Raw genomic sequence first — 23873 nt, forward strand, 5'->3', positions numbered from 1 at the left:
GGGTGGCTAGAAGTTGCCGAGGCCGCCGCAGACGTTGAGCGCCTGCGCGGTGATGGACGCGGCGGTGTCGGAGGCCAGGTAGCCGACCAGGCCCGCGACCTCGTCCGGGGTGGAGTAGCGGCCGAGCGGGATCTTGGCCTGGAACTTCTCCAGGATCGCCTCCTCGGAGGTGGAGTACGCGGCGGCGTAGCCCTGCCGCACGCGCTGCGCCATCGGCGTCTCGACGTAACCGGGGCAGACCGCGTTGACCGTGATGCCGGTGGGCGCGAGCTCGTTGCCGAGCGCCTTGGTGAAGCCGACCACGCCGTGCTTGGAGGCCGAGTAGGGGGCGCCGAGCACGACGCCCTGCTTGCCCGCGGTGGAGGCGATGTTGATGATCCGGCCGCGGTCCTTGTGGCGCATGCCGCCGGTGTTCAGCACCTCGCGGGTCACCCGGAATACGCTGTTGAGGTTGGTGTCGATGACGGCCTCCCACAGCTCGTCCTCGATGTCGGCGGTCACCCCGCCGCCCGACCGGCCCGCGTTGTTGACCAGCACGTCGACGGTGCCGAAGCGGTCGACGGCGGCCTGGACGAAGCCCTTGACGCTGTCGGCGTCGGTGACGTCCAGCGACGAGCCGTCGGCCTCGAAGCCCTCCTCCGTCAGCTGCTTGACCGTCTCGGCGACGTTGTCGGCGTTGCGCGCGCCGATGAAGACCCGGTGGCCCTGGGAGGCGAGCAGCCGGGCCACGGAGAGGCCGATGCCGCTCGTGGCACCCGTCACCAGCGCGACCCGTGCGGTGTTCTCGGTCATGTCTGTCTTCCTTGTCTGTGGCTCAGGTCGGGTGGCTCAGGCGGCGGACGCGGAGGAGAGCTGGTTGTTGACGACCTCGATGAGGGCGCGCGGCGTGGTGGCGTCGGTCAGCGCGTCGTCGTCCAGCGAGATGCCGTACTCGCGCTCGATGCGCCCGCCGGTCTCCAGCAGCGCGAGCGACTCGTATCCCAGGACCTCGAACTCGGTGTCCAGAATGTCGCCGTCCAGGTCGACGCCCTCGTCGGCGCCCGCCGCCTCCAGGAGGATGCGCTTGAGGTCGTCGAGGGTGAACGTGGTGGCCATGGGACTTCCCTTTCCTAGGTGTACGGCGTTGCCGGTTGTCTGTGGCGGGGCCGCGCCCCCGTGGGGCGCGGCGGGGCGGGTGCGGCGCTACGCGGCCTTGACGACGACGGCGGAGTTGAAGCCCCCGTAGCCGCGGGCCAGCACCAGCGCGGTGCGCACCTCGGCGGTGCGCGGCTCGCCCAGGACCAGGTCCAGGTCGTACTCCGCGGCCGGGTCGATGTGCACGGTGGGCGGGATGACCCCGTCCTTGATGGCGAGGAAGGCGGCGGCCAGGTCCAGCGGGGCCGCGCCCGAGTAGAGGCGTCCGGTCATCGTCTTGGGCGCGGTGACCGCGACCGCGCGGGTGCCGAAGACCGCGTTGACGGCCTCGGCCTCCTGGCGGTCCAGCTCCGGGTCGGCGGCGGCGTCGGCGAAGACCACGTCCACGTCGCCCGGGGCGACCCCCGCGTCGGCCAGGGCGAGTTCGATGGCCTTGCGCAGCCCCGGCGGGCGGCCGGAACCGGCCTTGGGGTCGATGGTGGAGCCGTAGCCGGAGATCTCGCCGTAGATCCGGGCGCCGCGGGCGCGGGCCGCCTCGGCGTCCTCCATGATCAGGATCGCGCCGCCCTCGCCGGGCACGTACCCGGCGGCCTCGCGGTCGAAGGGCAGATAGGCGCGGGTCGGCTCCTCGCTGGTGGAGAGCCGGTCGCTGGCCAGCTGCGCCACCCAGCCCCACGGGCAGACCGAGGCGTCGATGGCGCCGGAGACGATCAGCGAGGTGCCCTTGCGGATCTGGCGGCGGGCCTGCGCGACCGCGTCGAGACCGCCGGCCTGGTCGCTGACGACCACGCCGCTGGGGCCCTTCATCCCGTTGCGGATGGAGATCTGGCCGCTGTTGACCGCGTAGAACCAGGCGAAGGACTGGTACGCCGAGACGTACTGGCTGCCCTTGGACCACAGGGCCTGGAGCTCGCCCTGGCCGAACTCGAAGCCGCCGGCCGCGCTCGCGGTCACCACGCCCATGTCGAACTCGGGGAGCTCGGCCGGGGTGATGCCCGCGTCGGCCAGCGCCCAGTCGGCCGCGACCAGCGCGAGCCGGGTGACCCGGTCGGTCTGCGGCAGCAGCCGGCTCGGCAGCAGGTCCTCGGCGACGAAGCCGGGCACCTCGCCGGCCAGCTTGGCCGGGTAGGAGGACGGGTCGAAGCGGGTGATGCGGCCGATGCCGCTCTTGCCACCCACGGTCGCCGCCCAGTAGTCCTGGATGCCGAGCCCGTTGGGGGACGCCACCCCCAGGCCGGTGACCACCACGGACGACGTCATGCGAGCTTCCTCTCGGGACGGGCGAGCACCACGGCGCTCTGGAATCCACCGAAGCCACTGCCGACCGAGAGCACCGCGTCGGTCCGCTGGTCGCGGGCCGTGAGCGGGACGTAGTCCAGGTCGCACTCCGGGTCGGGCGTGTGCAGGTTCGCCGTGGGCGGCACGACGTTGTACTCCATGGCGAGCGCGGAGGCCGCGATCTCGATCGAGCCGATCGCGCCGAGCGAGTGCCCGACCATCGACTTGATGGAGCTCATCGGGATCTCGTAGGCGTGCTCCCCGAGGCTGCGCTTGACGGCCGCGGTCTCGTGGCGGTCGTTCTGCTTGGTGCCGGAGCCGTGCGCGTTGACGTAGTCGATCTGGTCGCCGTTCATCCGCGCCTCGTCCAGCGCCACGCGGATCGCCTCGGCCATCTCGGCGCCGTCGGGGCGCAGTCCGGTCATGTGGTACGCGTTGGAGCGCGTGGCGTAGCCCGCGATCTCGGCGTAGATGTGGGCGCCGCGCCGGCGGGCGCTCTCCAGCTCCTCCAGGACGAAGAAGGCGGTGCCCTCGCCGAGGACGAACCCGTTGCGGGAGTTGTCGAAGGGCCGCGAGGCCGTCCCGGGGTCGTCGTAGCGGTTGGTCGTCGCCTTGATCGCGTCGAAGCACGCCATGGTGATCGGCGAGATCGGCGCGTCCGAGGAACCGGCGATCATGACGTCGGCGGAGCCCTCGCGGATCAGCTCGACGGCGTAGCCGACCGAGTCGATGCCGGAGGTGCAGCCGGTGGAGACCACGGTGCTGGGGCCCTCGGCCCCGACGGCCCAGGCCACCTCGGCCGCGAACGAGCTCGGCACCAGGTGGTTGTAGAGGTGCGGCGCCGCGTACTGGTGGTCCACCAGGTCGAGCCGGCCGCCGTCGCTGACGACCCGGTACTCCTCGTCCAGGCCCATGGTCGCGCCGACCGCGCTGCCGACGGTGACGCCGACCCGGTAGGGGTCGAGCCCGGCCAGGTCGAGGCCGCTGTCGGCGACCGCGCCGCGCGAGGCGACGACGGCGAACTGGCCGGCCCGGTCCATGCGCCGGACCTCCTGCGGGCTCAGGCCGTGCTCGTACGGATCGAAGTCGATCTCGGCCGCCACCCGGGAGCGGAACGGCGCGGGGTCGAAGAAGGTGATCCCACGCGTCGCCGTGCGGCCCTCGCTGAGGAGGCTCCAGAAGTTCTTGGTGCCGATTCCACCCGGGGCGAGCACCTCCATCCCCGTGATGACGACCCTGCGAGGCGTTGTCACGCGCCCGCCTCCCAGTTGTAGAAGCGGGCGGCCATGGCGTCGGCGGGCGAGCGCCAGGTGGCCGGGTCGTACGCCTGGATGAACGGCTTCAGGTCGTTGCTGATCCCGATGAAGCGCGGGTCGTTCTTCGCGGCCTCGATCAGCTCACCGCCGTTGTCCGCGTCGAAGTCCTGCAGGTGGAAGTAGAGACCCCGGTAGGAGAACAGCTGGCGGCGCCGCGTTCCCATCCGGTGCGGCATGTCCGTCGCGTCGAACTCGGCGAACAGCTTGGCGACGTCGGTGCTCGAACCGGGTTCCATGCGGGCGACGATCAGCGTGCTGTGCATACGTTTTCGCTCCTCAGCGGTTGCGGTTGTCCGGCAGGCCGTGTTCGGAGCGCGTACGACGTCGGACGCGCCCGGAGAAATGGGCCGTGAACGGGAGTTGAGCGAGAGGATCAGCGGTGGCGAAGCAAGCCCCGGATCATGTATTCAAGGGTCTTCCGAACCCGCCCGCCGTTCAAGGCGCCCCGGTTCAGGTCTACGTCCGGTTCGGTCAGGTTCCGCAAATACACCGCAGCCATGTCAGAGAACCCGCAGCGATGAGCAGGCGCCGGACGTAAATGTGTCACGTCGGCGTCAGATGCCGTCAGGCGGCGAACCGTTCCGTCTTGTGGCGCAGAAAGCCGTTTCCCTCCCCCGGAAAAGCCGGAACGCCCGGCTCCTTTTCAGGGGCCGGGCGTTTCGGTGGAGCGGTGGTGGAGCCGGTGTCACTCGCCGGCCGCGCGGGTGTGGACGACCCGGTAGGTGTTGGAGTCCACGGAGGTCAGGAGCGAGCCGGTGCGGCGCTCGGCGTCCTGGCGGGCGGCGGGCTTGGCGTCCTGCGCGGTGCCCTGGTAGGCGTCGAACGCCTCCTTGCTCTCCCACTGCGAGTAGGAGACCACGAAGGAGCCCTCCAGGCCGCGGGCGGCGATGCCCTTGAGGATCGTGTGCGAGACGTAGCCGGGAACGTCGCTGAGGAACTTCATCGACGGGCCGAGCGCGTCCACGAGGTCGTCCTGGTTCTTCTCCTCGACACCGAAGACCGCGATCACGGTGTAGTCCGAGCGCTGCGGGGAGATCTCGACGCCCTCGCCCGACTTGGTCTGCGAGTACGCGATCTCGTTCTGCAGCAGGCGGATCGAGGTGGTCAGCTCGCCGAAGAGCGGCAGCGTGCGGTGCTTGAACTCCTCGCCGTCGTAACGGTCCTCCAGGTCCGCGCGGCTGCGCCACTGGATGAAGTTGGCCGTGCCCGGCTTGTCCACACCGGCGTGCACCGTGGAGGACATCCAGCCCGGGTAAGCGGCCGCGTCGACGATCTCGCGCATCGCGCCGAGCAGGCCCTCCTGCTTCTCCGGGGCGTCCGTGGAGAAGAGGTTGAGGACGGTCAGGTTCTTGTCATCGGAGGAAATCTTGGGCATGTTCTTCGCTTCCTTCGGGTGTACGGGTGTACGGGTGGAAAGGGAGTCAGGCCCAGCTCAGTCGGCCCGGCCGAACCATCGCTCGAGGGCCTCGGCGAGCCCCTCCGTGCGCGAAGCGGAGGGGGCGACCCAGGCGACGTACCCGTCGGGGCGGACCAGGAAGGCGTCCAGACCGGCGTCGCAGTCGTGCTGTTCAGCGGTGACCGTGGTGACACGGTCGGCCCAGCCCGCGGCGAGCTCTCGCAGCTGGGAGTCGTCGGTGAGGTCGAACAGCACGGCCTTGCCGGCCGTGAGCAGTTCGAAGTTGGTGGTCTTCTTGCCGTCGACCACCAGTTCCTCGTCCTTGAGCCGGCGGCCGAGCAGCGGGTGCTCGCCCTCGCCGACGTCATGGCGGATGTCCAGGCCGGTGACCATGCCGATCAGCGTCTTCTGGACGTCCTCGAACCCGGTGAGCTCGGTGAACACGTCGAGCAGCGGGGTGATCTCGTCGCCGCCCAGGTAGAGGATCCGCTGGGCCAGCGTGTTGGTGAGCACCCGGGCGCCGACCGGGTGGCGCTCGGAGTGGTAGGTGTCCAGGAGCCCCTCGGGCGCCTGCCCCTTCAGCTCCAGGGCCAGCTTCCAGCCGAGGTTCACCGCGTCCTGCACGCCGGCGCTCATTCCCTGGGCGCCGATGGGCAGGTGGATGTGGGCCGCGTCGCCGGCCAGGAAGACCCGGCCCCTGCGGTACTCGGCGGCCTGCCGGCTCACATCGGTGGTGGTGGAGACCCAGTGCACGGTGGCGCCGCTGATGTCCTCGCCGGACAGCCGCTGGAACGCCTCGGCCACCTCGTCGAAGGTGATCGGGTCCGGGCTCTTGCGGAGCGGCTCGCTCCGGTCGAAGTAGACGATCCGGCAGCGCTCGGGCCCGAGCGGCAGCACCATGACCATGCCGCCGGGCACCCGCTCGCCGCTGAAGCGCGGGCGCAGCGGCACCCCGCTGATGTCGGCGAACCGGAGCTCGATGGCCGGGTCGGTGCCCGGGAAGTCGATGCCCGCGAGCTTGCGCACCACACTGCGGGCGCCGTCCGCGCCCACCAGGTAACGGGCGCGCAGGGTGGCCGGCCCGTCGGGGGTGGTGACCTCGACGCTCACCCCGTCGGCGCCGTTGTCCAGGCCCGTGACCTCGACCCCGCGCCGCACCTCGGCGCCGAGCTGCCCGGCCCAGCCGGCCAGCACGCCCTCGGTGCGCGACTGGGGGATGCCCCGGGCCCCGTACGAACCGCCCTCGACCAAACGGTAATCGATGGACACTCCGCCGAAATGACCGACCGGAATGACGTCCACACCGCCGAATCGCTCCAGCAGCCCGCGCTGGCCGAATTCTTCAATGGTGCGCGCCGAGAATCCCAGCGCACGGGACTGCTGTATGGGCTCGGCAAGGCGATCGACGACAATCACGGACACGCCGTTCAGGCGGAGTTCGCCCGCGAGCATGAGTCCGGTGGGGCCGGCTCCCGCGATAATTACGTCCGCGTCAAAGTTATCCATCTACCCTCTTCCGACTGGCGTTTCTCCAGTATCCCGAGGGGTCCAGCGGGCGTAAATAGCCGCTAGTACATGCCTTTGACAAGTACGTCAACTCTGTGACAGGGACTCTTGGTCAGGAGCCCTGGAGCCGGTCATCCTCAAGCATGACCTCAAGCCAATCCACCGCCGATGTGGCGGCACTCCTGGACCGTTACCTGATCAATCTGGACGACGACAAGCTCGATGACGCCTGGGCCCGGGGGCTGTTCACCGAGGACGCGGTCGTCGAGTTCCCGATGAGCCGGCACGAGGGGATCACCGGTCTCGCCGAGTACCACAGCACCGCGCTCGCCGCCTTCGCCCGCACCCAGCACATCAACTCGCCCGCGCTCGTGGAAATCGACGGCGACCGGGCCTCTTTGCGCGCCAACATCGTCTCCACCCATGTGCACCACCCCTCCGACCATCCGGAGGACGCGGACCGCGCGCCGATATTCGCCAACGGAAGCCTGGTGACGGCCGAGGCCCGGCGCACCGGGGACGGCTGGCGGCTCAGCCTGCTGTCGCTGCGCATGATCTGGGTGACCGGCACCCCGCCCCGCAAGGGCTGACCACCGGCCCACGACGACGAGAGCGCGGCGGTACGGGAAGGACGCTCCCCGTACCGCCGCGCTCTCGCCCTGCCCGCCGCGGGACTTCCGCGGCGCGCCCCTCACACGTTGAGGTTCATCACCCGGTCGACGGCTATCTCGACCACCACCCGGCCGGGCGGGTTGGGCGGGCCCGAGCGGTAGCGGCGGGCGTAGCGGCGCGCCCCCTCGGTGACCCGGACCGGGTCCTCGCTGACGCGGGCCGTGCCCTCCAGGGTGACCCAACTGAACCCGGCGACCTGGCAGATGGCGACCCGGCTGCCGGGCGCGGCCAGCAGGTTGCGCGCCTTGCGGGACGTGACCACCGTCATCACCCGGGCGAGCCCCGCCTCCGCGTCCCAGGTGAACCGCACCGGTGCCACGTGCGGGGACCCGTCGGGCCGGATGGTGGTCAGCACGCCGATGTGCGGCTCCGCCAGGAATGCCTCCACCGACGCCGACACCTCCGGCGCACTCGTACGCCCCAGGGGCAACGACATCGTGTTCGTCCTTCCGTCTTCACTATCGCTACCTGGCCATTGTCAACGCCCGGTGCGTGGCTGGGGAACCTACTGGGCAACTGCGAACCGCATACCCCAACTGGCGCGAAGTCGGGGCTGGTTCAGTGGGTTACGGCAGGGCATAGTAGAGTCAAACGGAGGGAGGTTCCGTATGCCAACGTCAACGCCGGTCAGTGAGAGCGGTCCCCGTCGGCTCCGGGCCGACGCGGAGCGCAACCGGGCCCGGGTGCTGAACGCGGCACGGGAGCTGTTCGCGGAACGCGGCGCCAACGTGTCCATGGACGAGGTCGCCCGGCACGCCGAGGTCGGCGTGGGCACCCTCTACCGCCACTTCCCCACCAAGGAAGCCATGGTCGTGGCGGCCTCCCAGCAGCGCTTCGGCGAGATCCTCACCTACTACCGCACGGTGTGCCGGGAGTCGGCCGAGCCGCTGGAGGCCCTCCAGATGCTGCTGACCCGGGTCGGCGAGGTCGAGGCCCGCGACCGGGGTTTCGCCAGCGTCGTCGGCGGCACCCTCGGCTCCGAGGGACCGCCCAGCACCATGCGGGCCGACCTGGAGGCCGAGCTGGTGGACCTGGTCGGCAAGGGCCAGGCCGCGGGCTCCATCCGGCACGACATCGCGGGCGCCGACATCCTCGCCCTGACCTGCGGCCTCACCTCGATCGTGCACCGGCGCAGCGGCGACTGGCGGCGCTACATCGACATCGTGCTCGACGGCCTGCGCTCGGACCACACCGCGCCGTAGCCGCGCCCGGCGCCCCGTCCGGCGCCGAGGGACGGGCCCGTTGTCGGACCCGTCCTGTTGTATGGGGGGATGAACCACACGAGCACCCCGGAACTGCGCACCGCGGCCGACGCCGTCCTGGCCCGCCTCGTCGGCGACCCGACCGGAGCGGCGCGGCTGCGCGAGGACCAGTGGCGCGCCATCGAGGCGCTCGTCGCCGACCGGCGCCGGGCCCTGGTCGTCCAGCGCACCGGCTGGGGCAAGTCCGCGGTGTACTTCGTGGCGACCTCGCTGCTGCGCGAGCGCGGCAGCGGCCCCACCGTGATCGTCTCCCCGCTGCTCGCCCTGATGCGCAACCAGGTGGAGGCGGCGGCCCGCGCGGGCATCCGCGCCCGCACGATCAACTCCTCGAACACCGAGGAGTGGGAGACCGTCCAGGCCGAGGTGGCCGCGGGCGAGGTCGACGTCCTGCTGGTGAGCCCGGAGCGGCTGAACAACCCGGACTTCCGCGACGAGGTGCTGCCCAAGCTCTCCGCCGCCACCGGTCTGCTCGTGGTGGACGAGGCGCACTGCATCTCCGACTGGGGCCACGACTTCCGCCCCGACTACCGCAGGCTGCGCACCATGCTGGCCGAGCTCCCGCCGGGCGTCCCGGTCCTCGCGACGACGGCGACGGCCAACGCGCGCGTGACGGCCGACGTCGCCGAGCAGCTGGGTACGGGCGCGGGCACCGACGCGCTGGTGCTGCGCGGCCCCCTGGACCGCGAGAGCCTGAGTCTGAACGTGCTGGCGCTGCCGGACGCGGCCCACCGCCTGGCCTGGCTCGCCGACCACCTGGCCGAGCTGCCGGGCTCCGGGATCATCTACACGCTGACGGTGGCCGCCGCCGAGGAGGTCACCGCGCACCTGCGCCAGTGCGGCCACACCGTCGCCTCCTACACGGGCCGCACCGAGAACGCGGACCGCCAGCAGGCCGAGGACGACCTGCTGGCCAACCGGGTCAAGGCGCTGGTCGCCACCTCCGCGCTGGGCATGGGCTTCGACAAGCCCGACCTCGGCTTCGTGGTCCATCTGGGCTCGCCCTCCTCCCCCATCGCCTACTACCAGCAGGTGGGCCGCGCCGGGCGCGGTGTGGAGCACGCGGAGGTGCTGCTGCTGCCCGGCAAGGAGGACGAGGCGATCTGGAAGTACTTCGCGTCGGTCGCCTTCCCGCCCGAGGAGCAGGTCCGCCGCACCCTGGACGTGCTGGCCCAGGCCGGCCGCCCGCTGTCGCTGCCCGCCCTGGAGCCGCTGGTGGAGCTGCGGCGCACCCGGCTGGAGACCATGCTGAAGGTCCTCGACGTGGACGGCGCGGTCCACCGCGTCAAGGGCGGCTGGACGTCCACGGGCGAGCCGTGGACGTACGACGCGGAGCGGTACGCGTGGGTGGCCCGCCAGCGCGAGGCGGAGCAGCAGGCGATGCGGGAGTACGCGGCGGCGACCGGCTGCCGGATGGAGTTCCTGCGCCGCCAGCTCGACGACGAGGCGGCGGCCCCGTGCGGGCGCTGCGACAACTGCGCGGGCGCCCGCTTCACCGCCGGGGTCCCCGGCGCCGCGCTGGAGGCCGCCCGGGGCGAGCTGACCCGACCCGGCGTCGAGGTCGAGCCGCGCAAGATGTGGCCGACGGGCCTGGCGGCGGTCGGCGTCGACCTCAAGGGCCGCATCCCGGCGGGCGAGCAGGCGCTGCCCGGCCGGGCGCTCGGCCGCCTCTCCGACATCGGCTGGGGCAACCGGCTGCGCCCGATGCTCGCCCCCCAGACGCCCGACGGCCCCGTTCCGGACGATGTGGTGGCCGCGGTGGTGACGGTCCTGGCGGACTGGGCCAAGGGCCCCGGCGGCTGGGCGAGCGGCGCCGCCGACGCGCCGCCGCGCCCCGCCGGCGTGGTCACGGTGGCCTCGCTGACCCGGCCCCGCCTGGTGGAGTCGCTCGGCGCCCGGATCGCGGAGATCGGCCGCATGCCCCTGCTGGGCCGGGTGGAGTACGGGGCGCAGGCCGCCGGGAGCAGGGTGCCCGCCTCCAACAGCGCCCAGCGGGTGCGCGCGCTGCACCAGGCGTTCACGGTGCCCGAGGAGCTGGCGGCGGCGGTGCGGGAGGCGGGCGGCCCGGTGCTGCTGGTCGACGACCGCGCGGACACCGGCTGGACCCTCGCGGTGGCCGCCCGGCTGCTGCGCAGGGCGGGCGCTCAGGGAGTGTTTCCGCTGGTCCTCGCCGTACAGGGGTGAAAGGTGGGGTGCGGCCGGCGTGATGCGGGGTGCGGCTGGGCAGGGATATGAGTGCCATACCCTCCGATTCCAGTCAGCGACTCCATTTGCTCGTTGCCGCGTGCCCGTGCGCCAGCGAGAATTGGAGCCGCGCCGCCTCGGCCGTCCCCCGCACCAGGGCTCTGCCGAGCTGCGCCCTCACCCGACCCTGCCCGCACTGTGGGCGCGTATCCGGAAGGGAGGACCGTGACCTTCGGATTCGCTCCGTCCGCAGCCTCGGCAGGCGCGTCGTCCCTCATGTCCGCGGGCTCCGCGAACCGCCTCGGCCGGACACTGGAGCCGGCGGAGTGGGCGGCGGCGGGGATCCCGCTGCTGGGCAACCCCCGCGAAGTGGTCAGCGGGCTGCACGCCCGCCACCGTCCGGGTCCCTCGACCGCGGTGGTCGCCGTCCTGGACCACGAGGAACGGCTGGCGGCCAGCGCGTCGTTCGTGCGGCGCCCGGCCCCGGCCGACGGCTGGGAGCTGCGCAACGCGCTGCTGGCGCAGCTGCGCCGGGTGATCCCGCACGACCTGCGCCGCCGCACCCCGGTCCGCACCGCCGTCCTGCTCTACTGCCGTGACGGCGAGGAGGGTTGGACGGAGGAGGACGGCGCCTGGATGTGGGGGCTGCGGGACGCCTGCACCCTGCACGGGCTGCGCTGCGGGGCGTACATCACGCTGACCGGGAGCGGCTGGCAGGTGCTGGGCGAGGGCCGCGGCGGCCGTCACCCCAGCTCCCGTTCGCGTCCCGGCCCGCTGGGGGGCACGGGCACCGCCCCCGAGGCGCTGCCGCTGCGCACGGCGGGCGGCACCGTGGAGGCGCTGCGCCGCACGGCGGCGCGCTAGCGCGGTCGGGCGCGGCGGGCAGCACGGGGCCGCCCGCCGTACGGAGGACCGCGGAACGCCGGGGCGTTCCGCTCAGACGCCCGCGCTCAGCGCCGAGTTGATCAGCTGCGGGTCGCCGCAGACGATCAGCAGCGCACCGGCGCGCTCGCGCGCCAGCGGCAGCACGGCGGCCAGGTCGTCATCGCCGCCGCCGTTGACCGCGACGACCACCACGGGCCGGGCGGCGGCACGGGCGGCCGAGGCGGCCGAGGCGTAGAAGACGTCGTCGCGGGCGTCGTGCTGGGCCCAGTAGGCGGCTTCGCCGAAGGACAGCTCGTGCGCCGCCCACGGGTGCTGCTCGCCGGTGGTCAGGACCAGGACCTCGCCCGGCGCGCGGCCGGTGTCGAGCAGCAGGTCCACGGCCTCGCCGGCGGCGTCGAGCGCGCCGTCGGCCGGGGCCGGGATCAGCTGGACCTGCGGCCCGGAGACGGTCTCCGGGAGGGGTGCCTGGGGCTGCGCGGCGCCGTGGGCGCGCTGCGCGGGGGGCGTGGGCCGGGCGGGACCGGGACCCGGACGGCCGGGGCGCGGTGCGGCCGCGGTACGCGGACCAGGAACGGGACGGGGGGTCGGCGCGGTGCGGCCGGCGGCCGGAGTGACGCGGGGACCCTGGGCGCTCTCGTGAATCTGAGGCTCCTCGGGGATGAGAGGCATGGGTAAAGGTCTATCAAACGCCGGTGAAGGGGGCACCACCGGGTGGGCACAAAAGTGCGATCGGGGCGGAGTCTCCCCGTAAAGGGCGGGGAAAGTCCAGGGATTTCAGAAGTCGAAGCCGAGCTGGCCCCCGCTTTCCAGCGCGGCCGAGGCCGCGGAGACGCGGACCTTCTTCAAGTGCCGCCAGCGCGGCAGCGCGTCGAGGTACGACCAGGAGAGCCGGTGGTACGGGGTGGGACCCCGCTCGGCCAGCGCTTCCTTGTGCGTGGGCGAGGGGTACCCGGCGTTGTCGGCGAAGCCGAACACCTCGTACTCCCCCGCCGGTCCCCCGAGTTCGGCCATCATCGTGTCGCGGCGCACCTTGGCGATCACCGAGGCCGCCGCGACCGCGATGCAGGACTGGTCCCCCTTGATGACGGTGCGCACCCGCCACGGCTCACCGAGGTAGTCGTGCTTGCCGTCGAGGATCACCGCCTCCGGGCGCACCGGAAGCGCGTCCAGCGCGCGGGTGGCGGCGAGACGGAGCGCGGCGGTCATTCCGAGCTCGTCGATCTCCTGCGGGGAGGAGTGTCCCAGCGCGTACGCCGTGACCCAGGTCTCCAGCCGCGCGGCCAGTTCGAGGCGGCGCCTCGGGGTGATCAGCTTGGAGTCGGTCAGGCCCTCGGGCGGGCGGCGCAGTCCGGTGATCGCGGCGCACACCGTGACGGGACCGGCCCACGCCCCGCGTCCGACCTCGTCGACACCGGCGATGATCTTGTAACCGGTGGTGGCGCGGAGCGAGCGCTCGACGGTGTGGGTGGGTGGTTCGTACGGCATGGCGCCAGCAAGGTTACGCCGCCGCGGGCGCCGATGACACCCCGGGCCGCCTCAGCCGGTGGCCGGGCGCAGCAGCGGCACCATGACCTGGTCGATCAGCTCCGCGATCTCCTCGTCGGACCATTCGCTGCCGCGCACCTTGGCGCGGAACATCATCAGCCCCGGAATCACGTCGAAGATCACCTCCGCGGTGGCGTCGGGCCGCACCTCGCCCCGCTCGGTCCCCCGCCGCACCGCCTCCCGGAAGACCCGCTGGGCGGGTTCGACCAGGCGCCGCAGCACCATGCCGTGGAACCGCTCGGCACTGGCGGCGTCGCACTCGTAAAGCACCGAGCGCAGCGCGAAGCCCGCCCGCGAGTACATCGCCTCCCGCACCCGCAGACAGAGCTGGTAGAGGTCCTCGCGCACCGATCCGTGGTCGGCCGGGTCCAGCTCCGGCAGGCCCGAGCGCAGGGCGTCGGCGACCAGCTCCTCCTTGGAGGGCCAGCGCCGGTAGACCGCGGCCTTCCCGGTCTGGGCGAGGGCCGCGACGCCCTCCATGGTCAGGGCGTTCCAGCCGACCGTGCTGAGCTGCTCCAGCGCCGCGTCGAGGATCGCCCGCTCCAGGACGGGTCCCCGGCGGCGCGGCGCGACGCGGGGGGCCTCGCCGACGGCGGTCCAGCGCGAAGTGGCCATCGTCTTCTCTCCGTTGGGGACGGTTGCCTCCCCATGGTGGTCGGCGCCCGGCCGTTTGACCAGGCACGCCATGCCGGACACCGCGCCGCGGCGGCCCCGGACGCGGGGTCCGCCCAGCTCCAACTCCCTTAGTGAACGCTTGTGTTCACTCTTTTCCCCTCGCTACTGTCGTTAGTGAACGGCGGCGTTTCCTATCACCCCTCAAGGGGACCATCCATGACGTCAGACCAGATAGACGCGGAACCCGGCACCGACGCTTCCGAGTCCGCCATCCCCCGCCCGGACCGCCCGGGCATCGCCCTCGCGGTCATCGCGATGTGCCAGCTGATGGTGGTCCTGGACGCGACGATCGTGAACATCGCGCTCCCCCACATCCAGACCTCCCTGGGCTTCTCCACCAGCGATCTGACCTGGGTCATCAACGCCTACGCGCTGACCTTCGGCGGGCTGCTCCTGCTCGGCGGCCGGGCCGGCGACCTGCTGGGCCGGCGCCGGATGTTCATCACCGGCATCCTCGTCTTCACCCTCGCCTCGCTGCTCGGCGGCTTCGCCCAGGAGCCCTGGCAACTGCTCGCCGCCCGCGCCCTCCAGGGCATCGGCGGCGCCATCGCCTCCCCCACCTCGCTCGCGCTGATCGCCACCACGTTCCCCGAAGGCCCCGAACGCAACCGGGCGTTCGGCGTCTTCTCGGCCGTCTCGGCGGGCGGCGGCGCCATCGGCCTGATCGCGGGCGGCATGCTCACCGACTGGCTCAATTGGCGCTGGGTGCTCTTCGTCAACGTCCCCATCGGCGTGGTGATCGCGGCCCTGGCGCCCCGCTACATCCGCGAGTCCCGGCGCCACTCGGGCACCTTCGACCTGGCCGGGGCGTTCACCTCCACCGGCGGGATGGCCGCGCTGGTCTACGGGTTCATCCGGGCCGCCAGCGACGGCTGGCGCGACGCGCTGACGCTCTGTTCGTTCGGCGCGGCCGTCGTCCTGCTGCTGGCCTTCGTGGCGGTGGAGCGGCGCTCGGCGCAGCCCATCACCCCGCTGCGGATGTTCGCCGACCGCAACCGCTCCGGCACGTACGTGATCATGCTGAGCCTGGCCGCCGCGATGTTCGGGATGTTCTTCTTCATCGTGCTGTTCGTGCAGAACGTGCTGCACTACAGCCCGGTCAAGGCGGGCGTGGCCTTCTTCCCCTCGACGCTCGCCATCGTCCTGGCGGCCGGGCTCGCCACCACCCTGCTGCCCCGGATCGGGCCCAAGCCGATCGTGGTCACCGGCTCGCTGATCACCGCGGGCGCCATGGCCTGGCTGACCCTGATCGACCCGGACAGCACCTACCTCGGCGGGATCATCGGCCCGCTGCTGCTGTTCGGCTTCGGGATGGGCCTCAACTTCGTCACCCTCACCCTCACCGCGGTCTCCGGCATCGCCGAGAACGAGTCCGGCGCCGCCTCCGGGCTGCTCAACACCACCCAGCAGGTCGGCGGCGCGCTCGGCCTGTCCATCTTGACCACGGTCTTCGGCACGGCCAGCCGCAACGAGGGAAAGACGCAGGTCAAGGACTTCCTGGCGCATGGATCGCCCGAGCAGAAGGCGGTGTTCGCCAAGACGCACCAGCTGCCCGCGCCCTGGAGCGACGAGGTGCTCGCCCACGGCATCGGCACCGCGTTCATCGCCGCCGTCGCCCTGGTGTCACTGGCCGCGCTGGTCGCCCTCTTCGTCATCCAGGTCCGCAGGAGCGATCTGGAGGCGCTGAGCGGGAAGACCGGCGTCCCGGCGGGCTGACCCCCGCCACAGCGGCCCGGCGTGCCCCGTGTGCCCGGCGCTCCCCGCCGGGCACACGGGCGGGCCTCAGCCCGTGGCCCGCTCCGGCACCCAGCCGGGCAGCTCCTCGGTCCGCTCCAGCCAGCCGGCCGGGGGCGCCCCGGCCTTCCCGGCCGCGACCACCCCGCCGACGATCGCGCAGGTGGTGTCCACGTCACCGCCCGCCTGCGCGGTCGTCCAGAACGCCCGCTCGTAGTCGCCGAGCGAGCGCGCCGCCGACCACAGCGCGAACGGCACGGTGTCATGGGCGCTGGTCCGCCGCCCGCAGCCCAGCACCGCGGCCACCGTGCCCGCGTCCGCGTAGTCCAGCATGTCCCGGGCCCGGCGCAGCCCCGCGCCGACCGCGCTGCGCGGCACCAGCGCCACCACCCCGTCCAGCAGCTCCGCCGGGGCGGGCGGGCCGCTGGGCGCCGCGGCCAGCGCGGCGGCGGCGGCCACGGCCATGGCGCCCACCACGGCCTCGCGGTGCTGGTGGGTGGTGTACGAGGAGATCTCGGCCTGGTGGGTGGCCTGCTCCGGGTCGTCGGCGTACCAGGCGCCGAGCGGCGCGATCCGCATCGCGGAGCCGTTGCCCCAGGAGCCCTGGCCGTTGAAGAGCGCGGCGGCCAGCTCCCGCCAGTCGCCGCCCTCCCGGATCAGCCGCAGCATCCGGTTGACGGCCGGGCCGTACCCCCGGTCGAAGTCGTGGTGCTCGGCGAAGGACCGGGCGAGCAGGTCCTGGTCGATCCGGCCGCTGCCGGCCAGCACGGCCAGGACCGAGCAGGCCATCTCGGTGTCGTCGGTCCACTGCCAGGGCCCGTCGGGCAGCTCGCGCCGTTTGAGCAGCGGATAGTTGTCGGGGACGAAGAACTGGGAGCCCAGGGCGTCTCCCACGGACAGCCCGCGAAGGCTGGCCAGCGCGCGTTCGAAGCGGGCTTCGGATGTGGAGTCAGCGGTCATCGCACACCCACTCTAACCGGTGATCCCGTACGGCTCGGGAACGCGCCACCGCGCGAACTCCCGGTCCAGCGTGTACCGCCCGTCCGCGCCGAGCAGCAGGGTGCGGGTCTCCGCGTTGCCGGGGTTGGACAGCGACTCGAAGTCCGCCACCGTCCAGTGGAACCAGCGCATGCAGAACAGCCGCATGGTCAGGCCGTGCGTGACGAGCAGGACGTTCGGCGGGTGGTCGGGGGCCTCGAAGCTGCGGTACAGGCTCTCCAGGAACGAGCCCACCCGGTCGTACACGTCCGCCCCCGACTCGCCCTGGGCGAAGCGGTAGAAGAAGTGCCCGTAGGCGTCCCGGTACGCCTTCTGCAGGCGTACGTCCTCGCGGTCCTGCCAGTTGCCCCAGTCCTGCTCGCGCAGCCGGGGCTCCTCCCGCACGCGCACCAGCTCCGGATCGAGGCCGAACGCCCGGAACGTCTCGTGGGTGCGCCGGTAGGGCGAGACGTAGACGCTGACCCGCTCGCGCCCGAACGTCTCGCGCAGCAGCCCACCGGTGGCCCGGGCCTGGGCCAGCCCGGTCTCGGTCAGCCGCAGCGCGTGGTCGGGCTCGCGCTCGTACACGGTGTCATCGGCGTTCCCCTCCGACTCGCCGTGCCGGACGAGGACGATGCGACGCGGTCTTGCCATGCACAAACCCTAGATCGTCGCGCCCGCGTTCGAGTGGCCGAGAGGCCGCCATCCGGCGTAGCGCCGCCGCCGGGTCAGACCGTCCAGCTGGGGTTGAGGTCGACCACGGCCCCGGTCAGCGCCGCCACGTCGGACTCCGTACGGGCGCGCAGCGCGAGCCGCTCCACCCGGTCGGCCCGGTACTTGCCGTGCTCGGCGGCCGACTGCCACATCGACAGGACCAGGAACTCGTCGCCCGGCGCCTCCCCGAACACCCCGCGCAGCATCCCGGGCGAACCGGCCATCGCCGGGTTCCAGATCCGCTCCTGCGCCAGCGCGAAGTGCTCGACCCGGTCGGGATGGACCCGGCAGTGCGCGACCCGCACCACGTCGGCGTCGGTGAAGCGGGGCTGGAAGCCGGTCTTCACGTCGAAGCGGTGGTCGAAGAGGTGCGATCGGGGGTTCTTGTAGGTGCCCGTCTGGGCGGCGGCGAGCCGGTCGTGGGCGCGCGCCATGAAGGAGTCGTAGAAGGCCCGGCTCTCCCAGAACGTGAAGACGTGCGCGATGTCCGGGCGCCCCCGGCTCCATCCGCCGCCCTGGCCCCGGAACCCCGGCTCCCCCAGCAGCCCCGCCCATTTCCGCTGTCCCCGGTCGAAGCCGGGGCGGTCGACCACCGTGCAGCGAATCCACTTGACCAGCACCGCGCCATCGTACGGCCCGGACCACCGGCCCCGGCCCCACTCCGGCGGACCGGTCCGCCTCGCGCGCGTGGCAGCATGGTCGGTGAGGGCTCGCAACGGGCAGTCACGGGGAGGGGTTTGGCGATGACCGGATTCGGCAAGGGCCTGGACAAGGTCGACGTGGCGCTGCGGTGGGACCCGAGCCCGGTCGGCTCCCCGCCCCACGACCTCGATGTGATCGCCGCGGTCTACCGGGCCTCCGATCCCTACGGCGACCCCGCCTATCTGGTGCACTTCGACAGCCGCTCCCCGGACGGCACGGTGTATCTGAGCCGGGACAGCACCACCGGGAAGGGGTTCGGGGACGACGAGGTGCTGACGCTGGAGTTCGCCCGCCAGCCGGAGGCGCACGGGCGGATCGTGGTCGGCGTGGTCATCCAGCAGCGCTCGGGCCGGCTGGTCTTCGCCGAGGTGGCCAACCCCGAGGTGTATGTCCGCGAGGGCTACACGGAGTTGGCGCACGACGACTTCTCCTCGGTGGCGGGGAGCACGGCCGCGACGGTCGCGGAGTTCGTCAGGAGCCCGGGCGGCGCCTGGCAGTTCCACCCCGGGCTGCGCGGCTTCGACCTGGACCCGGACGCCTTCACGGCGGCGATGGGCGCACGGGCGCACTGACCCCGCGCCGGACGCGGACACCCGGCGCCCCCGCCGACTCGCGCGCCCCGAGAACCCCGGCCGCCCGCTTGCGCGCCCCGAAAACCCCGATGGGGACCGGCAGTTCGCCGGTCCCCATCGGGGCGGGGCCTGGGCCCCGGGAAGCGCTCGGGCCACGAGCGCCCGTGATCAGCTGCAGCCGCTGGTGGAGCCGCAGCCCTCGCAGATGTAGCAGGAGCCGGCCCGCTGCATCTTCGTACCGCAGGAGAAGCAGAGCGGCGCGTCGGCGCTCACGCCGAGCTGCATCTCGACGAGCTCGGCCGAGTTGTGCACGGCCCTGGGGGCCTCGACGACGGCCGGCTTCGGCGCGGCGACGGCCTTCAGGGTCTCCGTCTGACGGGGCGCGGACTGGGCCAGGCCCTCGACGTCCACGTCCTCGTCCTCCAGGGCCGGCTCGTAGGAGCCGGTCTCCAGGTGGCGCTGGCGCTCCTCGGCGGAGTGGATGCCGAGCGCGGAGCGGGTCTCGAAGGGCAGGAAGTCCAGCGCCAGGCGGCGGAAGATGTAGTCGACGATCGACTGCGCCATCCGCACGTCCGGGTCGTCGGTCATCCCGGCCGGCTCGAACCGCATGTTGGTGAACTTGGAGACGTAGGTCTCCAGCGGCACGCCGTACTGCAGGCCGACCGAGACGGCGATGGAGAAGGCGTCCATCATGCCCGCGAGGGTCGAGCCCTGCTTGGACATCTTCAGGAAGACCTCGCCCAGACCGTCGTCCGGGTAGGAGTTGGCGGTCATGTAGCCCTCGGCGCCGCCGACCGTGAAGGACGTGGTGATGCCGGGACGGCCCTTGGGCAGACGCTTGCGGACCGGGCGGTACTCGACGACCTTCTCGACGGCCTTGCGGATCTCCGCCTCGGCCTTCTCGGTGACCTCGGCCTTCTCCTTCTCCTTGGTCTTCGCGGAGAGGGGCTGGCCGACCTTGCAGTTGTCGCGGTAGATCGCGAGCGCCTTGACGCCCATCTTCCACGCCTCGAAGTAGACCTCCTCGACGTCCTCGACGGTCGCCGTCTCCGGCAGGTTGACCGTCTTGGAGAGGGCGCCCGAGATCCACGGCTGGATGGCCGCCATCATGCGGACGTGGCCCATGGCGGAGATGGAGCGCTCGCCCATGGCGCAGTCGAAGACCTCGTAGTGCTCGGTCTTCAGGCCCGGGGCGTCGATGACGTTCCCGTTCTCGGCGATGTGGGCGACGATCGCCTCGATCTGCTCCGGCTGGTAGCCGAGGCGGCGCAGCGCCTGCGGCACGGTGCCGTTGACGATCTGCATCGAGCCGCCGCCGACCAGCTTCTTGAACTTGACCAGCGCGAGGTCGGGCTCCAGGCCGGTGGTGTCGCAGGACATCGCGAGACCGATGGTGCCGGTGGGCGCGATGACCGACGCCTGGGCGTTGCGGAAACCGTTCTTCGCACCGAGGCGGACGACGTCCTGCCAGGCTTCGGTGGCGGCGGCCCAGATCGGGGAGTCCAGGTCGTCCATGCGCACGGCCGTGGCGTTGGCGTCGGCGTGCTGCTTCATGACGCGCTGGTGCGGCTCGGCGTTGCGGGCGTAGCCGTCGTAGGCGCCGACGACCGCGGCGAGCTCCGCGGAGCGCTTGTACGAGGTGCCGGTCATCAGCGAGGTGATGGCACCGGCGAGCGCGCGTCCGCCGACGGAGTCGTAGGCGTGGCCGGTGGCCATCAGCAGGGCGCCGAGGTTGGCGTAGCCGATGCCCAGCTGGCGGTAGGCGCGGGTGTTCTCGCCGATCTTCTGCGTCGGGAAGTCCGCGAAGCAGATCGAGATGTCCATCGCGGTGATGACCAGCTCGACGACCTTGGCGAAGCGCTCGACGTCGAAGGACTGGTGGCCCTCGCCGTCGTCCTTGAGGAACTTCATCAGGTTCAGCGAGGCGAGGTTGCAGGACGTGTTGTCCAGGTGCATGTACTCGCTGCACGGGTTCGAGCCGTTGATGCGGCCGGACTCCGGGCAGGTGTGCCAGTGGTTGATGGTGTCGTCGTACTGGATGCCCGGGTCGGCGCAGGCCCACGCCGCCTCGGCCATCTTGCGGAAGAGCGACTTGGCGTCGACCTCTTCGATGACGTCACCGGTCATCCGGGCGCGCAGCCCGAACTTGCCGCCGGTCTCGACGGCCTTCATGAACTCGTCGTTCACCCGGACCGAGTTGTTGGCGTTCTGGTACTGGACGGACGTGATGTCGTCGCCGCCCAGGTCCATGTCGAAGCCCGCGTCGCGCAGCGCGCGGATCTTCTCCTCCTCCTTCACCTTGGTCTCGATGAAGTTCTCGATGTCGGGGTGGTCGACGTCGAGGATGACCATCTTGGCCGCGCGGCGGGTGGCGCCGCCCGACTTGATGGTGCCGGCGGAGGCGTCCGCGCCGCGCATGAAGGAGACCGGGCCCGACGCGTTGCCGCCGGAGGACAGCAGCTCCTTGGAGGAGCGGATGCGGGAGAGGTTCAGGCCGGCGCCGGAGCCGCCCTTGAAGATCATGCCCTCTTCCTTGTACCAGTCGAGGATCGACTCCATGGAGTCGTCGACGGACAGGATGAAGCAGGCGGAGACCTGCTGCGGCTGGGGCGTGCCCACGTTGAACCAGACGGGGCTGTTGAAGCTGAAGATCTGGTGCAGGAGGGCGTACGCCAGCTCGTGCTCGAAGATCTCGGCGTCGGCGGGCGAGCCGAAGTAGCCGTGGTCCTCGCCGGCCTTCGTGTACGTCTTCACGATGCGGTCGATGAGCTGCTTGAGACCGGTCTCGCGCTGCGGGGTGCCGACGGCCCCGCGGAAGTACTTGCTGGTGACGATGTTGACCGCGTTCACCGACCAGAAGTCGGGGAACTCGACGCCGCGCTGCTCGAAGTTGATCGAGCCGTCGCGCCAGTTGGTCATGACGACGTCACGGCGCTCCCAGCTCACCTCGTCGTACGGATGCACGCCGGGGGTGGTGTGGATGCGCTCGATACGCAGGCCCTTGCCCGCCTTGGAACCCTTGGTGCGGGATCCACGTGCCGGGCCGCTCGTCGTCTCTGTCATGCCGCCTCCCATACGCGGGCGAAAACGCCCAAAAGTGCCCGAATGTTCCCGTGGCACGGTGTGTGTCTGTTGCCCCGGGCGCCGCGCAGAGCGCCCGTGACAGGTCTGGATCGCCGCCGCTCGGCGGCCGGGCCGCCGGTCAGTCGGCGGCGGTGGCGGGCACGGGGACCGCGGGGGCCACTCCGGCCACGCGCGCGTCCGCGTCGTCCGCGGGAGGCCGTTGTTCGCGCAGTTCGGCGATGGCGGCCTCGAAGTCTTCGAGGGTGTCGAACGCCCGGTACACGGACGCGAAGCGCAGGTACGCGACGAGGTCGAGCTCCTGCAGGGGGCCGAGTATCGCCAGACCCACGTCATGGGTGGTCAGCTCGGCGCTGCCGGTGGCGCGCACCGCCTCCTCGACCCGCTGGCCGAGCTTGGCGAGGGCGTCCTCGGTGACCGGCCGTCCCTGGCACGCCTTGCGGACGCCGGAGATGACCTTGGTACGGCTGAAGGGCTCGGTCACCCCGCTGCGCTTGATCACCATCAGCGAGGCCGTCTCCACCGTCGTGAAACGACGGGAGCAGTCGGGGCACTGACGGCGCCGGCGGATCGACGTGCCGTCGTCGGTGGTCCGACTGTCGACGACACGACTGTCGGGGTGCCTGCAGAAGGGGCAGTGCATGGATCCCAACCCTCCCTCGCAGCACGACTGAATGGCTCCGCCGACCGGAACGGGCCCCGCGAAGCAGCCCCAAGCATAGGCGATGAACCGCGCCCCGAAGGACCACGGACCACAACTTCTGGGCGGCTGAGCCAATCCAACCACTAGATCTGGGGTTTGGCCGCGATGTCACCACTACCGCGTGTCGCGGCCCGGTCGCACAGGGACGACGTGTGCGCCGGCCCGGCCGCGGCCCGTGTCCGCCCGGCGCCACAGGGCGACGACACGCCGGAACGGAGACCTCCGGGCGCGCCCGCCGGGGTTCGCGGGGGACCGCCTGGCAGACTGGGGAACCGGTACCGGCCACCTCCCGGCGGTCGTACGCACGCACGGTCCGGTGAACGCCGACGGGGCCCACGGGCCGCGTTCGCGACCTCCGGCCGGGCGGCGGCTCCGACGGTGAAGGGTACCGTAATCGTCCGAATTGCCTGCCGTTCGGTCCCGATATCGGCAAGCGCATACACCCGGTCCCATAACCGCGTCACACATTCTGCGTTTTTTCACTCGAACGTGTGTTTGGCGCAACCTTTCGAAAGCAACTACCGTTGTCCAGCTAGGGAGACCATTTCGAGAGGGGCCGACGTGACCACCACCGCAGACAGTGCCACCATCACTGCCCAGGACCGCTCCCAGACCCGACTTGAGCCGGTGCATGCCATGAATGACACAGTCGCGAACCAGGAGGGCGCCGACCCCGCGCGACCCGCGCGCTCGCTCCCAGGCCGTCCCCCAGGCATCAGGGCGGACAGCTCCGGCCTCACCGACCGCCAGCGCCGCGTCATCGAGGTCATCCGCGACTCCGTCCAGCGCCGGGGATACCCGCCGTCGATGCGGGAGATCGGTCAGGCGGTGGGCCTCTCCAGCACCTCTTCCGTCGCCCACCAGCTGATGGCCCTGGAGCGCAAGGGCTTCCTGCGCCGCGACCCGCACCGGCCCCGGGCGTACGAGGTGCGCGGCTCCGACCAGCCCAGCACCCAGCCCACCGACACCACCGGCAAGCCCGCCGCCTCGTATGTGCCGCTGGTCGGCCGGATCGCCGCCGGTGGCCCCATCCTCGCCGAGGAGTCGGTCGAAGACGTCTTCCCCCTCCCCCGCCAGCTGGTCGGCGACGGCGAGCTCTTCGTCCTGAAGGTCGTCGGCGACTCGATGATCGAAGCCGCGATCTGCGACGGGGACTGGGTCACCGTCCGCCGCCAGCCCGTCGCCGAGAACGGTGACATCGTGGCCGCCATGCTCGACGGCGAGGCCACCGTGAAGCGCTTCAAGCGCGAGGACAACCACATCTGGCTCCTCCCGCACAACGCGGCCTACCAGCCGATCCCCGGCGACGAGGCGACCATCCTCGGCAAGGTCGTGGCAGTCCTGCGGCGCGTCTGACCCACCCGCCGCCACAAACCGGCCCCGGGACCCACTGCGCCGGTCCCGGGGCCCTGCTGTGCCCTCGAAGCCGTGTCCTCGAAGCTCCGTCCTCGAAGGTCACCCCGGCCCGGCTGCCGCAACGGCGGCAGCCGGGCCGGATACGTGCCGAGCGGGTCTCCCGAGCGGGCCCCTGGTCCCCGG

The 23873-nt window shown here is 71.8% G+C and carries 23 protein-coding genes; 7 read left to right on the forward strand and 16 right to left on the reverse strand.

Annotated features, from left to right (window positions below):
- Positions 1-6: 6 nt before the first annotated feature.
- The 7 genes from fabG to AB5J87_RS09150 form a co-directional block, all read right to left on the reverse strand.
- Entirely contained in the window at positions 7-792 is a 786-nt protein-coding gene (fabG, locus tag AB5J87_RS09120) for a 3-oxoacyl-ACP reductase FabG (RefSeq protein ID WP_369375879.1), read from the reverse strand.
- Between the two features lie 36 nt (positions 793-828).
- Positions 829-1095 (reverse strand): acyl carrier protein, encoded by a 267-nt coding sequence (locus AB5J87_RS09125; RefSeq protein ID WP_369375880.1) that lies wholly within the window; start codon positions 1093-1095, stop codon positions 829-831.
- A gap of 87 nt (positions 1096-1182) precedes the next feature.
- The gene (locus AB5J87_RS09130; protein WP_369375881.1) at positions 1183-2394 is read right to left on the reverse strand and encodes a ketosynthase chain-length factor; all 1212 of its coding nucleotides are present in this window, start codon (positions 2392-2394) and stop codon (positions 1183-1185) included.
- Entirely contained in the window at positions 2391-3665 is a 1275-nt protein-coding gene (locus AB5J87_RS09135; protein ID WP_369375882.1) for a beta-ketoacyl synthase, read from the reverse strand. Before AB5J87_RS09135 ends, AB5J87_RS09130 begins: the two co-directional genes overlap by 4 nt.
- A complete protein-coding gene (locus tag AB5J87_RS09140) occupies positions 3662-3991 on the reverse strand; it encodes a TcmI family type II polyketide cyclase (RefSeq protein ID WP_369375883.1) in 330 nt (109 codons plus the stop codon). The genes AB5J87_RS09135 and AB5J87_RS09140 overlap by 4 nt, the downstream gene beginning before the upstream one ends.
- A gap of 422 nt (positions 3992-4413) precedes the next feature.
- Positions 4414-5103 (reverse strand): antibiotic biosynthesis monooxygenase, encoded by a 690-nt coding sequence (locus AB5J87_RS09145; protein WP_369375884.1) that lies wholly within the window; start codon positions 5101-5103, stop codon positions 4414-4416.
- Positions 5104-5160: 57 nt separating this feature from the next.
- Positions 5161-6630: an FAD-dependent monooxygenase gene (locus tag AB5J87_RS09150; protein ID WP_369375885.1), complete on the reverse strand. Its 1470-nt coding sequence runs from the start codon at positions 6628-6630 to the stop codon at positions 5161-5163.
- Between the two features lie 143 nt (positions 6631-6773).
- On the opposite strand from AB5J87_RS09150, the gene AB5J87_RS09155 reads away from it, so the two are divergent.
- Positions 6774-7220, forward strand: a complete 447-nt coding sequence (locus tag AB5J87_RS09155) for a nuclear transport factor 2 family protein (protein WP_369375886.1) — start codon at positions 6774-6776, stop codon at positions 7218-7220.
- Between the two features lie 101 nt (positions 7221-7321).
- On the opposite strand, the gene AB5J87_RS09160 is transcribed toward AB5J87_RS09155, so the two are convergent.
- Positions 7322-7738, reverse strand: a complete 417-nt coding sequence (locus AB5J87_RS09160; protein ID WP_369375887.1) for a pyridoxamine 5'-phosphate oxidase family protein — start codon at positions 7736-7738, stop codon at positions 7322-7324.
- Positions 7739-7910: 172 nt separating this feature from the next.
- On the opposite strand from AB5J87_RS09160, the gene AB5J87_RS09165 reads away from it, so the two are divergent.
- The 3 genes from AB5J87_RS09165 (at position 7911) to AB5J87_RS09175 (ending at position 11609) form a co-directional block, all read left to right on the forward strand.
- Positions 7911-8504, forward strand: coding sequence for a TetR/AcrR family transcriptional regulator (locus tag AB5J87_RS09165; protein WP_369375888.1), 594 nt, complete (start codon positions 7911-7913; stop codon positions 8502-8504).
- Between the two features lie 69 nt (positions 8505-8573).
- Complete coding sequence (locus tag AB5J87_RS09170) at positions 8574-10745, forward strand: RecQ family ATP-dependent DNA helicase (RefSeq protein ID WP_369375889.1); 2172 nt, start codon at positions 8574-8576, stop codon at positions 10743-10745.
- A 225-nt stretch (positions 10746-10970) separates the two neighbouring features.
- On the forward strand, positions 10971-11609 hold the full coding sequence (locus AB5J87_RS09175) for a hypothetical protein (RefSeq protein ID WP_369375890.1): 639 nt from the start codon (positions 10971-10973) through the stop codon (positions 11607-11609).
- Positions 11610-11681: 72 nt separating this feature from the next.
- On the opposite strand, the gene AB5J87_RS09180 is transcribed toward AB5J87_RS09175, so the two are convergent.
- From AB5J87_RS09180 to AB5J87_RS09190, 3 genes are all read right to left on the reverse strand, one after another.
- Positions 11682-12299 (reverse strand): hypothetical protein, encoded by a 618-nt coding sequence (locus tag AB5J87_RS09180; RefSeq protein WP_369375891.1) that lies wholly within the window; start codon positions 12297-12299, stop codon positions 11682-11684.
- 105 nt (positions 12300-12404) lie between these two features.
- Complete coding sequence (locus tag AB5J87_RS09185; RefSeq protein ID WP_369375892.1) at positions 12405-13115, reverse strand: ribonuclease HII; 711 nt, start codon at positions 13113-13115, stop codon at positions 12405-12407.
- Positions 13116-13166: 51 nt separating this feature from the next.
- Positions 13167-13790, reverse strand: a complete 624-nt coding sequence (locus tag AB5J87_RS09190) for a TetR/AcrR family transcriptional regulator (protein ID WP_369375893.1) — start codon at positions 13788-13790, stop codon at positions 13167-13169.
- 216 nt (positions 13791-14006) lie between these two features.
- Here AB5J87_RS09190 and AB5J87_RS09195 point away from each other — a divergent pair, with 216 nt between their 5' ends.
- Positions 14007-15566, forward strand: coding sequence for an MFS transporter (locus AB5J87_RS09195; RefSeq protein ID WP_369375894.1), 1560 nt, complete (start codon positions 14007-14009; stop codon positions 15564-15566).
- A 66-nt stretch (positions 15567-15632) separates the two neighbouring features.
- Here AB5J87_RS09195 and AB5J87_RS09200 read toward each other — a convergent pair whose 3' ends face one another.
- From AB5J87_RS09200 to AB5J87_RS09210, 3 genes are all read right to left on the reverse strand, one after another.
- Entirely contained in the window at positions 15633-16544 is a 912-nt protein-coding gene (locus tag AB5J87_RS09200; RefSeq protein WP_369375895.1) for an ADP-ribosylglycohydrolase family protein, read from the reverse strand.
- Positions 16545-16556: 12 nt separating this feature from the next.
- Entirely contained in the window at positions 16557-17216 is a 660-nt protein-coding gene (locus AB5J87_RS09205) for a histidine phosphatase family protein (protein ID WP_369375896.1), read from the reverse strand.
- A gap of 74 nt (positions 17217-17290) precedes the next feature.
- On the reverse strand, positions 17291-17896 hold the full coding sequence (locus AB5J87_RS09210; RefSeq protein ID WP_369375897.1) for a YdbC family protein: 606 nt from the start codon (positions 17894-17896) through the stop codon (positions 17291-17293).
- Positions 17897-18019: 123 nt separating this feature from the next.
- On the opposite strand from AB5J87_RS09210, the gene AB5J87_RS09215 reads away from it, so the two are divergent.
- Positions 18020-18550 carry a TerD family protein gene (locus tag AB5J87_RS09215; protein WP_369375898.1) on the forward strand — a complete coding sequence of 177 codons (531 nt, stop codon included), beginning with the start codon at positions 18020-18022 and terminating at the stop codon, positions 18548-18550.
- A gap of 168 nt (positions 18551-18718) precedes the next feature.
- Here the strand turns inward: AB5J87_RS09215 and AB5J87_RS09220 are convergent, their stop codons facing one another.
- The gene (locus AB5J87_RS09220) at positions 18719-21613 is read right to left on the reverse strand and encodes a vitamin B12-dependent ribonucleotide reductase (protein ID WP_369375899.1); all 2895 of its coding nucleotides are present in this window, start codon (positions 21611-21613) and stop codon (positions 18719-18721) included.
- 139 nt (positions 21614-21752) lie between these two features.
- Positions 21753-22274: a transcriptional regulator NrdR gene (nrdR, locus tag AB5J87_RS09225; RefSeq protein WP_369375900.1), complete on the reverse strand. Its 522-nt coding sequence runs from the start codon at positions 22272-22274 to the stop codon at positions 21753-21755.
- 621 nt (positions 22275-22895) lie between these two features.
- Here nrdR and lexA point away from each other — a divergent pair.
- The gene (gene lexA, locus AB5J87_RS09230) at positions 22896-23690 is read left to right on the forward strand and encodes a transcriptional repressor LexA (RefSeq protein ID WP_369375901.1); all 795 of its coding nucleotides are present in this window, start codon (positions 22896-22898) and stop codon (positions 23688-23690) included.
- Positions 23691-23873: the final 183 nt, after the last annotated feature.

The organism is Streptomyces sp. cg36 (assembly GCF_041080675.1).
Classification (GTDB): Bacteria; Actinomycetota; Actinomycetes; order Streptomycetales; family Streptomycetaceae; genus Streptomyces.

Excerpts from the sequence above, each read along its gene's own strand:
- fabG (WP_369375879.1), bottom strand. The coding sequence starts at position 792 with ATGACCGAGAACACCGCACGGGTCGCGCTGGTGACGGGTGCCACGAGC.
- AB5J87_RS09125 (WP_369375880.1), bottom strand. The coding sequence starts at position 1,095 with ATGGCCACCACGTTCACCCTCGACGACCTCAAGCGCATCCTCCTGGAG.
- AB5J87_RS09130 (WP_369375881.1), bottom strand. The coding sequence starts at position 2,394 with ATGACGTCGTCCGTGGTGGTCACCGGCCTGGGGGTGGCGTCCCCCAAC.
- AB5J87_RS09140 (WP_369375883.1), bottom strand. The coding sequence starts at position 3,991 with ATGCACAGCACGCTGATCGTCGCCCGCATGGAACCCGGTTCGAGCACC.
- AB5J87_RS09145 (WP_369375884.1), bottom strand. The coding sequence starts at position 5,103 with ATGCCCAAGATTTCCTCCGATGACAAGAACCTGACCGTCCTCAACCTC.
- AB5J87_RS09150 (WP_369375885.1), bottom strand. The coding sequence starts at position 6,630 with ATGGATAACTTTGACGCGGACGTAATTATCGCGGGAGCCGGCCCCACC.
- AB5J87_RS09155 (WP_369375886.1), top strand. The coding sequence starts at position 6,774 with ATGACCTCAAGCCAATCCACCGCCGATGTGGCGGCACTCCTGGACCGT.
- AB5J87_RS09160 (WP_369375887.1), bottom strand. The coding sequence starts at position 7,738 with ATGTCGTTGCCCCTGGGGCGTACGAGTGCGCCGGAGGTGTCGGCGTCG.
- AB5J87_RS09165 (WP_369375888.1), top strand. The coding sequence starts at position 7,911 with ATGCCAACGTCAACGCCGGTCAGTGAGAGCGGTCCCCGTCGGCTCCGG.
- AB5J87_RS09170 (WP_369375889.1), top strand. The coding sequence starts at position 8,574 with ATGAACCACACGAGCACCCCGGAACTGCGCACCGCGGCCGACGCCGTC.
- AB5J87_RS09180 (WP_369375891.1), bottom strand. The coding sequence starts at position 12,299 with ATGCCTCTCATCCCCGAGGAGCCTCAGATTCACGAGAGCGCCCAGGGT.
- AB5J87_RS09185 (WP_369375892.1), bottom strand. The coding sequence starts at position 13,115 with ATGCCGTACGAACCACCCACCCACACCGTCGAGCGCTCGCTCCGCGCC.
- AB5J87_RS09190 (WP_369375893.1), bottom strand. The coding sequence starts at position 13,790 with ATGGCCACTTCGCGCTGGACCGCCGTCGGCGAGGCCCCCCGCGTCGCG.
- AB5J87_RS09195 (WP_369375894.1), top strand. The coding sequence starts at position 14,007 with ATGACGTCAGACCAGATAGACGCGGAACCCGGCACCGACGCTTCCGAG.
- AB5J87_RS09200 (WP_369375895.1), bottom strand. The coding sequence starts at position 16,544 with ATGACCGCTGACTCCACATCCGAAGCCCGCTTCGAACGCGCGCTGGCC.
- AB5J87_RS09205 (WP_369375896.1), bottom strand. The coding sequence starts at position 17,216 with ATGGCAAGACCGCGTCGCATCGTCCTCGTCCGGCACGGCGAGTCGGAG.
- AB5J87_RS09215 (WP_369375898.1), top strand. The coding sequence starts at position 18,020 with ATGACCGGATTCGGCAAGGGCCTGGACAAGGTCGACGTGGCGCTGCGG.
- AB5J87_RS09220 (WP_369375899.1), bottom strand. The coding sequence starts at position 21,613 with ATGACAGAGACGACGAGCGGCCCGGCACGTGGATCCCGCACCAAGGGT.
- nrdR (WP_369375900.1), bottom strand. The coding sequence starts at position 22,274 with ATGCACTGCCCCTTCTGCAGGCACCCCGACAGTCGTGTCGTCGACAGT.